Source organism: Rhizobium phaseoli (assembly GCF_001664385.1).
GTDB lineage: Bacteria > Pseudomonadota > Alphaproteobacteria > Rhizobiales > Rhizobiaceae > Rhizobium > Rhizobium phaseoli.
The window spans coordinates 83,869-97,689 of the sequence record NZ_CP013532.1 but is presented as its reverse complement, the minus strand read 5'-3'; the positions used below and the strand labels follow the sequence as shown (position 1 = coordinate 97,689).

The following is a 13,821-nucleotide window of genomic DNA, read 5'->3' as shown; positions in this document are numbered from 1 at the left end:
ACGCGCAACGGGCGCTGCAGGGTCAGATCGTCTTGCCGGCAGCGTCGAAGACGTGGCAGCGGGCCGGATCGAACAAGGCCTGCACATTGGCGCCAGGCTCGACCTTCTGCTGACCGTCGAGGGCGATCGTCAGCAGCTGACCATCCGGCGTCGTCGTGTAGAGCATGGTGGCGCCGCCGAGATTCTCGACGAGATCGACATTAACGGTCGAAAGCGTGATGGCGCCCTGCGTGAGGGAGAGATGCTCGGGGCGGATGCCGAAGGTGACGGCCTCGCCGGGCTCACTTTTCAGCCGGCGCGGCAGGCGGACGGAATTGCCGCAGACATGAATGCTGGTTTCCGTCTCGCCGACCTCCTCGATGCGGGCCTTGAGAAAATTCATCTTCGGGCTGCCGATAAAGCCGGCGACGAAGCGGTTGGCCGGGTTGTTGTAGAGGTCGAGCGGCGCGCCGACCTGCTCGATGCGGCCGGAGTTGAGCACCACGATCTTGTCGGCCATCGTCATCGCTTCGACCTGGTCATGGGTGACGTAGATCATGGTGTTGCCGAGCTGCCGGTGCAGGCGGGAAATCTCGACGCGCATCTGCACGCGCAGTTCGGCATCGAGATTCGACAGCGGTTCGTCGAACAAGAAGATGCGCGGCTCGCGCACGATGGCGCGACCAATGGCCACGCGCTGGCGCTGACCGCCCGAGAGCGCCTTCGGCTTGCGCTCCAGGAGCTTCTCGATCTGCAGAATTTCGGCGGCGCGTTTGACCTTCGGCTGGATGTCCGCCTTTTTGTAACCCGCCGTCTCCAGGCCGAAGGCGAGGTTCTTGTAGACCGACATATGCGGATAGAGCGCATAGGACTGGAAGACCATGGCGATGCCGCGCTTGGCGGGCGCCACCTCGTTCATGCGCTCGTTGTCCAGCAGCAGCCCGCCGCCCGATATTTCCTCGAGACCGGCGATCATGCGCAGAAGGGTCGATTTTCCGCAGCCCGAGGGACCGACGAAAACGACGAATTCGCCGGGATCGATCGTCAGGTCTATGCCGTGGATCACATCCATCGCGCCGTAGCGCTTCTCGACCTTCTGAAGAACGACACTGGTTGCCATCGTCTCAAACCCCTCTCTTGCCGGTCACTTTGGCCGGTTACCTGGTTCTTGCGCGCCAATCGGCGTATTTCGGACTATCGGGACCGACCGGCAGCGGTACTTCAGCGCCGCTGTCGGAAGACTGGTAGATGGCGGTGACGAGTTCCAGCGCGCGGCGCGCATCCACCGTCGTCACCGGCAGCGGCCCCTGACCGCTGAGGAAGGCGTGGAACTGGCCCATCTGGGTGGTGAACCGCGGCGCGACCGGCTGCCAGTCGGCAATCACCCGGTTGATCTTCTCCCTGATGTCGTCATTGGCGGCAATAATCTTCCAGGGATCCTTGCCTGGTGTGTAGGGCTCATGGCTGCTTTCGAAAGTGACATTCTCGAAGTGCAGCCTCAGCCGGCTCAACTGTTCCTGCGAACCCAGCGTGCAGGACAGCGAGACGAAGGCGCCGCTTTCCATCAGCAGGCTGACGGAGGCGCAATCTTCGACCTCGATATCGTTGACGCGGGTGGCGACGCGGCCGAAGACCCTGGCCGCCGGACCCATCAGATGCATCATCATGTCGTGCAGATGCAGCGCATGGGTGACGAGCACGCCGCCGAGTTCGGTGGCCCATTTGCCGCGCCACGGCACGGCATAATATTCGGGTTTGCGCAGCCAGAAGGTTTCGACCGAAGCCGTATAGGCTTTGCCGGCAATACCGGCGTCGATGATCCGCTTGGCCTTCTGGATGCCGTCGCCGTAGCGATACTGGAAGATCGGCATCAGCACGCCTTTGGCGGCTTTCTCCGCTGCCATGATGGTATCGACGGCGGCAAGCGAGCCGGTCAGCGGCTTTTCGCAAACGACATGTTTCCCGGCGGCAAGGGCAGCCACCACCTGCTCCAGATGCACCCCGGGCGGGGTGCAGATGTCAATGATGTCGATCGTTTCGTCGGCAAGCAGCTCGGCAAAAGAGGTGGTGCGCCGTTCGATGCCGAACTCGTCGCCGACCGCCTGCAGGCGCTCTCCGTTCAAATCGCAGATCGCCACGACCTTGAACTTGTCGGCATGCGGCAGATAGCCCTCGACAATGTGGGAGCGGCCGATGCCGCAACCGACGATCGCAACCGTTTTAACGCTCATGTCACTGCTTCCCGTGACCGCCATTAGCGTTTCATGCCCGTCGTAGCGATGCCCTCGATCAGCAGGCGCTGGAAGAACAGGAAGAAGAAGAAGACCGGCACGAGCGTCAAAGTCGACATGGCGAAGAGACCGCCCCAATCCGAGGCGCTGGTCGAATCCACGAAGGTGCGCAGGCCGAGCTGGATCGTATAGGTGTTCATGTCGTTCAGGTAGATCAGCGGCCCGAAGAAATCGTCCCAGGTCCAAATGAAAGAGAAGATGGCGGCGGTTGCCAGCACCGGCAGCGACAGCGGCAGCATGATCTTCCAATAGATGCGCCAGGCGCTGCAGCCGTCCATCATCGCCGCCTCGTCGAGTTCGCGCGGGATGCCGCGGAAGAACTGCACCATCAGGAAGATGAAAAAGGCGTCGCTTGCCAGGAACTTCGGCACGACAAGCGGCAGGATGGTGTTGACCCAGCCGAGATCGAGGAACAGCACATATTGTGGGATCAGCGTCACGTGATAGGGGATCATCAGCGTGCCGAGCATGATCGCGAACCAGAAATTCCGGCCGGCAAAACGCAGCCGCGCAAAGGCGTAGGCCGTCAGCGAACAGGCGATGACATTGCCGGTCACGACCAGCAGCGAGATGACGAGTGAATTCCAGAAGAAGCGGCCGAAGCTGACATCGAGACCGGTCCAGCCGCGGACATAAGACGAGAAATCGACCGCGGACGGGATCAGCGAGGTCGACGAGAAGATCTCGTTTTCCGGTCGAACCGATGCCGAGACCATCCACAACAGCGGATAGAGCATCAAAAGCGAAGCGGCGATCAGCAGGGCGTGGATGATGAGCGATGCCGGCAGGCTGCGTTTGGTAATGTCCGATGGCGGCCTGGCCGCAGTGACGGAAGCGGTCATCTCAGTCATCGTAATGCACCCAATAACGCGAGGTCAGGAAGGAGAAGGCGGTGAAGATTGCGATGATCACCACCAGGATCCAGGCGAGCGCCGAGGCGTAGCCCATGCGGAAATTGCCGAAGGCTTCCTGATAGAGGTAGAGCGTGTAGAACAGCGTCGAATTGATCGGCCCGCCCGTGCCGCCCGATATGATGAAGGCCGGCGTGAAGGCCTTGAAGGCTTCGATCGTCTGGACGACGGCGTTGAAGAAGATCACCGGCGTCAGCAGCGGCAGCGTGATCTTGTGGAATTGCCGGAATTTCGAGGCGCCGTCGAGGCTTGCTGCCTCATACATGTCCTGCGGAATCTGACGCAGCCCGGCGAGAAAGATGATCATCGGCGAGCCGAACTGCCAGACCGACAGCGCCACCAGCGTGTAGATCGAATAGTTCGGATGCGAGATCCAGCTCGGGCCTTCGATGCCGAAATGCAAGAGCGCGGCATTGACGAGACCGTCGCTGGCGAAAAGCTGACGCCACAGCACGGCGATCGCCACGCTGCCGCCGAGCAGCGACGGCAGGTAGAAGATGGCGCGATAAATCGGCAGCCCGCGCAGACCGCGGTTCAACGCCATGGCGACCAGCAGGGCGAAGGTCAGCTTGAACGGCACCGAGAAGACGACATAGGTCAGGGTGACGTGCATGGCGGCCGAGAATTTCGGATCCGCCGTGGCGATGCGCACGTAATTCGCCGTTCCCACCCAACTCGGCGACCGCAGCATGTCGAAGTCGGTGAAGGAGAGGTAGAGCGAAATCAGGGCCGGCCCGAGCGTCAGCCCGAAAAAGCCGATGAGCCACGGCAGGAGGAAGAGATAGCCGGGCGCATTGGCGTTCCAGAGACGCCGGAAGCGTCCCTCGGCCACGGCCCCCTGATACCTTTCCACTGGTATGGCCCCTGCGGGCGTGCGCATCGCATTGCTCATACGGGATCAGCCTCGTGCGAGAATCTGCGTGATGCCGTCGACAAGCTGTTTGCCGCCGTCAGCAGGAGAGATCTGTCCAAAGGCGATCTGCTCGGCGATGTTGCGCAGAATGAGCGTGCTTTCCCCCGCGCCGGTCGGCGGCGGGGGCGGCAGCGGGCCGGCCAGATCACCGAGGCCTGCGACATAGTCGAGCGGCACCTTGCCCGTTTCGTCGAGCTTGGTTGCGACGACATCGCGCATCGCCTTCGATTCCGGAATGCCGCGCTCGACGTCGAGGATCATCGCGGCATCGGGGTTCTTGACGAAGAAATTGATGTAATCGACCGCCTGATCCATCACTTTCGACTGCGCCGAGACGGAGAAGAACATCGACGGTTTGCGGTAATGGCCGCCCTTCGAATCCGGCGTGATGCGCATGTAGTTGGTCAGAGCCAGCTTGTCCTTGACCATGGCCTGATAGCCGACGAACTGGTTGCTATGCGCGTAATCGCAAGCAGCCTTGCCGAGGGTAAGGGGGCTGGTATCGATCGTATCCTTGTAAAGAGCCTGGATATCCGGCGTCACGCAGGCGCCAGCTTCGCGGAACTTGGCCCACATGTCGAACCATTCCGTCGCTTCCTCAGCACCGAAAGCGATCTTGGCATCTGCCGTGTAGAGCGCCTTTCCGCGCTGGCGGAGATAGTTTTCGAGCGCCGGTTCGACACCGCTGCCGTCGGCAAAGCCGAAATAGCCCTTGCGCTTGCCGGCCTTGGTCATCTCGGCGCCGATCTTGCCGAACTCCTCCCACGTGGTCTTCTGCGTCGGCATGTCGATGCCGGCTTCCTTGAAGGCCGCGCTGTTCAATACGGTTGCGGCCGAGTTGGCGCCAAGGCTGACGCCGTAAAAATGGCCATCAACCTTACCACCTTCGATCTGCGCCGGATCGAAATCATCAAGCTGCAGCTTCGACGGCATATAGGATTCAAGGGGGGCAAGCGCGCCGCGCCGGGCATATTCGACGATGTAGCGGTAGTCCATCTGGATAATGTCTGGGGCATTGCGGCCGGCGACCTGGGTGGCAAGACGCGGCCAGTAATCTGCCCAGCCGAGAAACTCACCGGTGATGGAAGTGCCGGCATTCTTTGTCTTGTAAAGCTCCGACACCTTGTTGGTGCGGTCGGCGCGCGGCTGCGAGCCCCACCACAGGAGACGCAAGCGCGTTTCCTCTGCCAAGGCGCTGGTGCCGAGCGCCGAGAGCGACAGAAGCGCTGCGCTTCCGGCCACGAAATTACGTCTGCTAACACGTAGAGTCATTTTTTCCTCCTCCAAAGGGAAGCGCCTCCACACGCTTCCGATTTAGTTTTGCTTGCGCAAATAACTAATTGGTTACAAGCTACGAGCAAAGCGGCAAGCCTGTCAAGCGGTGTCGGTCAGAGCATGATGTTGAAAGCGTCGGCGGTTTTCGGCGACATCATGCTTTCAGCATCCGTTCCAGCGGGCCGCCCTTCCAAATTCGGTTTTTACAATTTCGCACCGAAGGCTTATGAGCGCAACATATGACGACGGGGGTGGAGCGATGAACGACAGCGGGGGAAGCAGGGACAAGAAACAGACGCGGCGACCGTCTACGGAACGGACGGCGCAACGGGATCCGGAGCGGACACGCGCCGCGATCCTCGAAGCGGCGACCCGGGAATTCGCCGAAAACGGCATGGGCGGCGCCCGCGTCGACGCCATCGCCGAACGGGCCGGCACCAACAAGCGCATGCTCTATCATTATTTCGGCGACAAGGAGCAGCTCTACCTGAAAGTGCTCGAGGAAGCCTATGTCGGCATCCGCACGGCCGAGCGGGCGCTGCATATCGGCGACCGCAGCCCGGAGGAAGGCATCGGCGAGCTGGCGCTTTTCACCTGGCGCTATTTCCTCCAGCACCCGGAATTCCTGAGCCTGCTCGGCACGGAAAACCTGCATCGCGCCCGGTGGCTGCGCCAGTCCGTCCGGCTCAAGGAACTGCATTCGCATCTGATCGGCGAGCTATCCGAGGTGCTTGAGCAGGGGAAGAAACAAGGCGTCTTCGTCGAGACGGCCGATCCGCTGCACGTCTACCTGACGATCGCCTCGCTCGGCTATTTCTATCTCTCCAACCAGTACACGCTTTCGACGATCTTCGGCCGCGACCTGATCGAGCCGGCCAATCTCAATGCCTGGGAAAGCCATATCGTCCACGTCACGCTCGCCTCGATCAAGCGCTGAGTCTCGAAAGTCAGATTCGACTCTTGACAGGCTCGCCGCTCTTCTGTCATCAAGTAACTGTTTAGTTACTGGCTTGGGAGGGCCGGGCTGACATGCCCGCTCCCGCCGAAAAGATTGCAGGGAGGAAAACATGGCACGCTTGGGGATCATCTTGCACGGCGTCACCGGCCGCATGGGTTACAACCAGCACCTGGTGCGGTCGATTCTGGCCTTCCGCGACCAAGGCGGCATCACGCTGAAATCGGGCGAGAAACTCGAAATCGACCCGATCATTGTCGGCCGCAATGGCGCCAAGATGGAAGAGCTGGCGAAGAAGCACAACATCAAGCGCTGGTCGACCGATCTCGATGCCGCGCTCGCCAATCCCGACGACACGATCTTCTTCGACGCCGGCACGACGCTGATGCGCGCCGAGCTTCTGTCCAGGGCACTCGACGCCGGCAAGCACGTCTATTGCGAAAAGCCGATTTCCGACGATCTGCAGGTGGCGATCGATCTCGCCCGCAAGGCGCGCCGCTCCGGCCTCAAGCATGGCGTCGTGCAGGACAAGCTCTTCCTGCCGGGCCTGCGCAAGCTGGCGCTGCTCAAGGATTCCGGTTTCTTCGGCAAAATCCTCTCGGTGCGCGGCGAATTCGGCTACTGGGTGTTCGAAGGCGATTGGGGCGTGCCGGCGCAGCGCCCCTCCTGGAACTACCGCAAGGGCGACGGCGGCGGCATCATCCTCGACATGCTCTGCCACTGGCGCTACGTGCTCGACAATCTGTTCGGCGAGGTCAAGGCCGTCTCCTGCCTCGGCGCCACGCATATTCCGCGCCGCATCGACGAGCAGGGCAAGCCCTATGACTGCGACACCGACGATGCGGCCTATGCCACCTTCGAACTCGAAGGCGGCGTGATCGCGCAGGTCAATTCCTCCTGGGCGGTGCGCGTGCGCCGCGACGATCTCGTCACCTTCCAGGTCGACGGCACGCATGGTTCGGCCGTCGCCGGCCTGACGAAATGCTGGAGCCAGCACCGCGTCAACACGCCGAAGCCGGTGTGGAACCCCGACCAGCCGCAGACGATCGACTTCTACAAGACCTGGGACGAGGTCCCGGATACCCAGGCCTTCGACAACGGCTTCAAGGCGCAGTGGGAAATGTTCATCCGCCATGTCGTCGAAGATGCGCCGTGGCCCTATGGGCTGGAAGCCGGCGCCAAGGGCGTGCAGCTGGCCGAACTCGGCCTGAAATCCTGGGCCGAGCGCCGCTGGCTCGACGTTCCCGTACTGGAGTTCTGAGCCGTGACGACGATCAATCTCCCCCTCGACGGCAAGATTGTCCCCTATACGCTGACCGGCGCGCCGATCGAACTGAAGAAGCGTGACGCCAAGGCCTTTCCGCGCATTGCCTTTGCAGCCGCCCATGTCGTCGCCGATCCGCTCGTCGACAACGACCCCTGGCTGACGCCGGCGATCGACTGGGAGCGGACGCTCGCCTTCCGCCACCGGCTCTGGGATCTCGGTCTCGGGGTCGCCGAAGCCATGGATACGGCGCAGCGCGGCATGGGCCTCGGCTGGCCGGAAGCGCGTGACCTCATCCGCCGGGCGCTTCGCGAAGCGGCCGACCGCAAAGATGCATTGATTGCCTGCGGCGCCGGCACCGACCACCTGATCCCCGGCCCTGAGGTAACCATCGACACCATCATCAAGGCCTACGAAGAGCAGATCGAAACGGTGGAGGCGGCCGGCGGGCGCATCATCCTGATGGCGAGCCGGGCGCTTGCCGTCGCCTCCAAGGGGCCGGACGATTACGGCAGGGTCTATGACCGCATCCTTCGCCAGGTCAAGGAGCCGGTCATCATCCACTGGCTCGGCGAAATGTTCGATCCGGCGCTTCAGGGTTACTGGGGCAATGACGACCATCTGAAAGCGATGGAGACCTGCCTCGAGGTGATCGAGGCCAATGCCGGAAAGGTCGATGGCATCAAGATCTCTCTGCTGTCGAAGGAGAAGGAAGTGACGATGCGCCGCCGGCTGCCGAAGGGCGTGCGCATGTATACCGGCGACGACTTCAACTATGCCGAACTGATCGCCGGCGACGAAGAGGGCCATTCCGACGCGCTGCTCGGCATTTTCGATGCGATCGCGCCGGCAGCCTCGGCTGCGCTCGACGCGCTCGGCCGCAAGAGCAATCATGAATTCTTCGATCTGCTTGAGCCGACCGTGCCGCTGTCGCGCCACATCTTCAAAGCACCGACCCGCTTCTACAAGACCGGCGTCGTTTTCCTCGCCTATCTCAACGGCCTGCAGGACCATTTCGTCATGGTCGGCGGCCAGCAGAGCACGCGCTCGCTCACGCATCTGGTTGAACTCTTCCGTCTGGCCGACAAGGCGCGGGTTCTAACCGATCCGGAACTCGCAACGGCGCGCATGAAGCAAGTGCTGGCCGTCCACGGCGTTCACTGATCTCAGGCATGGCGATGGGAGGAGAATGACATGCAGGTCGAAGGACTTTCGATCAATCTGGCGACGATCCGCGAGCAATGCGGCTTTGCCGAAGCGGTCGATATCTGCCTGAAACACGGCATCACCTCGATCGCGCCCTGGCGCGACCAAGTCGCCAAGGCCGGCCTCGACGAGGCGGTGCGCATCGTCAAATCGAACGGCATCAAGCTGACCGGCCTCTGCCGCGGCGGCTTCTTTCCGGCGGCAAACGAGGCCGACTGGCAGAAGAACCTCGACGACAACAGGCGCGCCATCGACGAAGCGGCCGCGTTTTCCGCCGATTGCCTCGTGCTGGTCGTCGGCGGCTTGCCGGGCGCTTCGAGGGATATCGTCGCGGCCCGCCAGATGGTGTTCGACGGCATTGCCGCCGTGCTGCCGCATGCGCAGGCATCAGGCGTAAAACTCGCTATCGAGCCGCTGCATCCGATGTATGCCGCCGACCGCTCCTGCGTGAACACGCTCGCTCAGGCGCTCGACATGTGCGAACCGCTCGGCGAGGATGTCGGCGTCGCGATCGATGTCTACCATGTCTGGTGGGACCCCGATCTTGCCAACCAGATCGCTCGCGCCGGGCGCATGAAACGGATCTTTGCCCACCACATCTGCGACTGGCTGGTGCCGACCAAAGACATGCTGCTCGACCGCGGCATGATGGGCGATGGCGTCATCGATCTCAAGGGCATAAGACGGATGATCGAGGCGGCCGGCTTCTTCGGGGCGCAGGAGGTGGAGATCTTTTCGGCCGAGACCTGGTGGAAACGCCCGGCCGACCAGGTGATCGCCACCTGCGTCGAGCGCTTCCGGAGCTGCTGCCAGATCTAAGTTTCAATATTCGTTTCATCACGCATGCAGGAGGATCATCGATGGAGAAACGCCGTTTTGCCCTGATCGGCACCGGAAACCGCGGCACCACCATGTGGGGCAAGGATCTGCTGGCCGGCTGGCGTGAACATGTCGACCTCACAGCCATCGTCGAGAAGAATTCGCTGCGCGGCGAGCGCGCCCGCAACATGATCGGCAGCAACGCGCCGCTCTATGAAAACATCGATTCCATGCTCGCCGAGCAGAAGCCGGACCTGGTCATCGTCTGCACACCCGACCAGACGCACGACGATATCATCGTGCGGGCGCTGGAGTCCGGCATCGACGTCATCACCGAAAAGCCGATGACCACCTCGATCGAGAAAATTCGCCGGATTCTCGACGCCGAGAAGCGCACCGGCCGCCGGGTCGACGTCTCCTTCAACTATCGCTATGCGCCGACGGCCGCCAAGATCAAGGAACTGCTCAATGCCGGCGAGATCGGCCGGGTGACCTCGGTCGACTTCCACTGGTACCTCAACACTAAACACGGCGCCGACTACTTCCGCCGCTGGCATGCCTATACGGAAAATTCCGGCAGCCTGTTCGTTCACAAGGCCACCCACCATTTCGATCTTCTGAACTGGTATCTCGACAGCGATCCCGAGGCCGTCACCTCCTTCGCCGATCTGCAGAACTACGGCCGCAAGGGTCCGTTCCGCGGGCCGCGCTGCAAGCTCTGTCCGCACGCGCATGAATGCGATTATTATCTCGATCTCGAAAAAGATCCGTTCCTCGATCAGCTCTACGAGGAGCCTTCGAAGATCGACGGTTATTTCCGCGACGGCTGCGTCTTCCGCGAAGACATCGACATTCCCGATACGATGGTGGTCAGCCTGCGCTACCGCAACAACGTCCATGTCTCCTATTCGCTGAACACCTTCCAGCCGATCGAAGGCCATCACCTTGCCTTCAACGGAACCAAGGGGCGCATCGAAATTCGCCAGTATGAGGCCCAGCCCTGGGAAGAGCCGAAGGAAGACACGATTCTTCTCATCCGCAATTTCCCGAACGGGAAGGAAGCTGTCGAGCGCATCATCGTCCCGCATTTCACCGGCGGCCATTACGGCGGCGACGACCGGATGCGCAATATGATCTTCAAGCCTGACATGGAAGATCGGCTCAGCCAGCGCGCCGGCACACGGGCGGGCGCCATGTCGGTGCTCTGCGGCATCGCCGCGCTGACGAGCTCGCGCACCGGCAAGGTCGTCGACATCGCCGAGCTGATGCCCGAGCTTGCCAATGACGGCTCGCCCAATTCATTGAGAACGCCGCGCTGACGCGTGTCCCTGGACGGGATGCGTCAGGCGATGTTTTCGAGATCCTGGCGGCGGATCTGGTAGAGCAATGGCCGGCCGGTCGTAAAACGCTCGACCTCATCGGCCGCCATCGCGCCGAGACGCGCCCGTTCCAGGCCGATGGCGCCGGCGATGTGCGGTGTCAGGAAAACATTCGGCAGATCGTAGAAGAGCGAGCCCGCCTCCGGAATTTCCGGATCGGTGACATCGATGACGGCGTCGATGCGGCCGGTTTTCAGCTCGGAAAGCAGGGCCGCCTCATCGATGAGGATGCCACGCGCGGTGTTGATAAGCGTCGCGCCGTCCTTCAGCAGCGATAGTCTTGATGCATCGATCATATGCTGCGTCGACGGCAGCGACGGCGCGTGCAGGGAAACGATGTCGGCGCGCCGCATCAACTCGTCGAGCTCGACCTTTTCAGCTCCCAGCCCGGCTGCCTCGGCGGCATCGACCATGGGATCGAACAGCAGCAGCCTGTATTCGAAGGGTTTCAACAGCTCGATCACCCGCCGGCCGATGCGCGAGGCGCCGATAATGCCGAGGGTGCGGCCATAGTTGCCGATCGCCTCGCGCTGCATCGGATAGGTGCGATCGCGGTTGCGGTCGGCGACGTAGAGGTCGCGGAACCGGAAGGCGCGCTTGCCGGCGAAGAGGATCGCGGCAAGGGTGAATTCGGCGACCGGCACGGCATTGGCCTCGGCCGAATGGCTGACTGTTATGCCGGCGTCGAAGATGGCCTCGTCGATGATGCCCTTCACCGTGCCCGCCGCATGGACGATGAGGCGTAGCCGCGGCGCGACAGCGGCAATCTCCGGCCCGACATAGGCTGCGCCCCAACCGGTGATCAGGATTTCGGCTTCGGAAAGCAGTCGTCTTGCGCGTGCGTCGTCGAGGCGCTGCAGCGGCTCGGGATCCAGCAGGCGGCCGATCGTATCGAGCCGGCGCAGGATCGCATCGGGCAGGACATGCTCCGTGCGCGACGGCTCCATGGCAAGGACGATGGCCGGACGGTTCATGGCATCTGACCCGGCGCTTCGACGGCGCTGACGGTCACGCCCTTTTCCCGCACCAGCGCCTCCAGCGCCGCAATATCGGGCGCTTTCGGCGGCCGCGTCCAGGCGGACGCGACGGCGGCGGGATCGTCGAGCGCCAGCACCGCCGTCATCAAGATGGTCTCGCCGGCCCGAATCTGGCCGCGCAGCTGCGGCACGATGGTCTTGGCGACGATCACATTGGTGTTGGGCTGGGCCTTCTGCGCCAGCCCGACGCGTTCGACCGACGAACCCAAGTCGAGAATGCCGCTGAAATCGGCTTCGCCGATCGCATAGGCAGCCCCATCCGACGCCGACAGCGTGTCCAGTTCGAAATCCCGGCGGGCGATGGCAAAGCCGCCTTCGGCGACCCTCAGCGGCCGGGCCGCCCTGATCCGGTGGAGGCGGATATGCCAGGGGGCCGCGGGCGCCAGCCAGCTTTCGACGCTGACATCAGGGAAAGGTGACCATTTCGCGTACAGCACATCACCCGCGAGCTTGGCTTCCTCATTCGTCTCACGCACGCGGTAGTGCAGGCCGTCTTCGCTGAACGCCAGCATCGAATCGAAAGCGGCGAGCGCAAAGCCGCGCTCATCGGATTCGACGCTGAAGCCGTAGCGGGTGGAATAGGCAAATTTCGCGTATTTTTCCGTGCCGAAGCGCATCTGCAGGTTTTCCTGGCCTGATGACAGTGCGACGACATCGCCGCCCGCCCGCATGATCACCATGCCGGGATGGCGCTGCGGGACGACTGCTGGCGTCTGCTCCGGCGCCTTTTCCTCAGTGGTCCAGAAGGGATGATCCTCGGCGATCGCCAGCGGCAGGAAGGCCTTGAACGCCCAATAGGGCGAGCCGGCGGAATTATAGCTCTCCGACATCAAGAGGTTCGGATAGCCGAAACCGATCGACAGCACGCCGTCGCGGTCGGCGATCGGCTTGTCCCTCCACCAGCGCAGATGCTGCAGGCAGAGATGCTTGACCTCGCCCCAAGGCAGCGCCTCGACATCGGCGAAGGCGAGCGCCGACCAGAAGCCGGCACAGGCAAAACGGTAGGTCAGACTGCGGCCGAAGGGGATCGTCGCGCCATCGGTGGCAAACCAGTGGCGGAAATCCCGGGCGAAAAGGATCGCCCGTTCGCGGTAGCGCCTGGCGTAATCGTCGTCGACGAGTTTCGAATAGATCAGCCCGTAAAAATGCATGGCGAAGGGGATGTAGTGGTCGATGCGGCGCACGTTTCCGTCACGATACCAGCCATCGCCGATATAAAAGCCTTCGAGCTCTTCCAGATATTGCCGCGTCAGGCTGCGGTCGAAATCGGCACCGAGGCGATCGAGGGCGATGTCGACGAAAATCCGGAAGAATTTCCAATTGTTGTCGGCATAGTCGAACTGTCTGGCGTGCTTGAGATAGGCGATGACATTGCTGCGGGCGCGCCCATCGAGCGGCTCCCAGATCTTTTCCGGCACCAGCGCCAAGGCAAAACCGAGAGCGGCAAGCTCGACCATCCGCTGATCTCGGCCATTGACCGTTCCCCAATATTCGGGATGGGCGGGATCGGTGCCGTTTGCGAGGCCTTCGGCAAAACGATGCCAATGGGCGAAGTCGCCGCCGCCGGCGCCGAGCGGCGCCAATCCCCAGAGCGGGCGGGCGAAACCTTCGAGATCAGCGGCCGCCCGGTCGAAATGGGCGGCGGCACCGCTCAGCCTGACACGGGCATTGCCTTTCGAAAAACAGGCAAGCAGCGGATCGAAGAGATCAAGCAGGGCGCGGCTCATATCGGCGCGGCTTTCCAGCGGATTGCCGGCGAGCGGATTGGCGCTGGCGGGATCATAGGTCATCG

The 13,821-nt window shown here is 62.3% G+C and carries 12 protein-coding genes; 5 read left to right on the top strand and 7 right to left on the bottom strand.

Features of this window, described 5'->3' with window-relative positions:
* Window positions 1–22 precede the first annotated feature (22 nt).
* Genes AMC88_RS00450 through AMC88_RS00430 form a run of 5 tightly spaced genes read right to left on the bottom strand, consistent with a single transcriptional unit; the run spans window position 23 to window position 5,366 of the window.
* Window positions 23–1,099 (bottom strand): ABC transporter ATP-binding protein, encoded by a 1,077-nt coding sequence (locus AMC88_RS00450; RefSeq protein ID WP_012482152.1) that lies wholly within the window; start codon window positions 1,097–1,099, stop codon window positions 23–25.
* 37 nt (window positions 1,100–1,136) lie between these two features.
* The gene (locus tag AMC88_RS00445; RefSeq protein WP_170960000.1) at window positions 1,137–2,234 is read right to left on the bottom strand and encodes a Gfo/Idh/MocA family protein; all 1,098 of its coding nucleotides are present in this window, start codon (window positions 2,232–2,234) and stop codon (window positions 1,137–1,139) included.
* Complete coding sequence (locus AMC88_RS00440) at window positions 2,234–3,121, bottom strand: carbohydrate ABC transporter permease (RefSeq protein WP_012482150.1); 888 nt, start codon at window positions 3,119–3,121, stop codon at window positions 2,234–2,236. The genes AMC88_RS00445 and AMC88_RS00440 overlap by 1 nt, the downstream gene beginning before the upstream one ends.
* Window positions 3,114–4,073 (bottom strand): carbohydrate ABC transporter permease, encoded by a 960-nt coding sequence (locus AMC88_RS00435; RefSeq protein WP_004677598.1) that lies wholly within the window; start codon window positions 4,071–4,073, stop codon window positions 3,114–3,116. The genes AMC88_RS00440 and AMC88_RS00435 overlap by 8 nt, the downstream gene beginning before the upstream one ends.
* Window positions 4,074–4,079: 6 nt before the next feature.
* The gene (locus AMC88_RS00430) at window positions 4,080–5,366 is read right to left on the bottom strand and encodes an ABC transporter substrate-binding protein (RefSeq protein WP_012482149.1); all 1,287 of its coding nucleotides are present in this window, start codon (window positions 5,364–5,366) and stop codon (window positions 4,080–4,082) included.
* 262 nt (window positions 5,367–5,628) lie between these two features.
* Between AMC88_RS00430 and AMC88_RS00425 the strand changes: the two genes are divergently transcribed.
* The 5 genes from AMC88_RS00425 (at window position 5,629) to AMC88_RS00405 (ending at window position 10,932) form a co-directional block, all read left to right on the top strand.
* Entirely contained in the window at window positions 5,629–6,306 is a 678-nt protein-coding gene (locus tag AMC88_RS00425) for a TetR/AcrR family transcriptional regulator (RefSeq protein ID WP_012482148.1), read from the top strand.
* A gap of 130 nt (window positions 6,307–6,436) precedes the next feature.
* Window positions 6,437–7,585 (top strand): Gfo/Idh/MocA family protein, encoded by a 1,149-nt coding sequence (locus AMC88_RS00420; RefSeq protein WP_064829847.1) that lies wholly within the window; start codon window positions 6,437–6,439, stop codon window positions 7,583–7,585.
* A 3-nt stretch (window positions 7,586–7,588) separates the two neighbouring features.
* Complete coding sequence (locus AMC88_RS00415; RefSeq protein WP_012482146.1) at window positions 7,589–8,752, top strand: dihydrodipicolinate synthase family protein; 1,164 nt, start codon at window positions 7,589–7,591, stop codon at window positions 8,750–8,752.
* A 30-nt stretch (window positions 8,753–8,782) separates the two neighbouring features.
* Window positions 8,783–9,613: a sugar phosphate isomerase/epimerase family protein gene (locus tag AMC88_RS00410; RefSeq protein WP_012482145.1), complete on the top strand. Its 831-nt coding sequence runs from the start codon at window positions 8,783–8,785 to the stop codon at window positions 9,611–9,613.
* Window positions 9,614–9,654: 41 nt separating this feature from the next.
* Complete coding sequence (locus AMC88_RS00405) at window positions 9,655–10,932, top strand: Gfo/Idh/MocA family protein (RefSeq protein WP_012482144.1); 1,278 nt, start codon at window positions 9,655–9,657, stop codon at window positions 10,930–10,932.
* 23 nt (window positions 10,933–10,955) lie between these two features.
* On the opposite strand, the gene AMC88_RS00400 is transcribed toward AMC88_RS00405, so the two are convergent.
* Together AMC88_RS00400 and AMC88_RS00395 are read right to left on the bottom strand one after the other, a co-directional pair.
* On the bottom strand, window positions 10,956–11,966 hold the full coding sequence (locus AMC88_RS00400; protein ID WP_012482143.1) for a hydroxyacid dehydrogenase: 1,011 nt from the start codon (window positions 11,964–11,966) through the stop codon (window positions 10,956–10,958).
* On the bottom strand, window positions 11,963–13,819 hold the full coding sequence (locus AMC88_RS00395; protein ID WP_064824638.1) for a DUF2264 domain-containing protein: 1,857 nt from the start codon (window positions 13,817–13,819) through the stop codon (window positions 11,963–11,965). Before AMC88_RS00395 ends, AMC88_RS00400 begins: the two co-directional genes overlap by 4 nt.
* Between the last annotated feature and the right edge of the window lie 2 nt (window positions 13,820–13,821).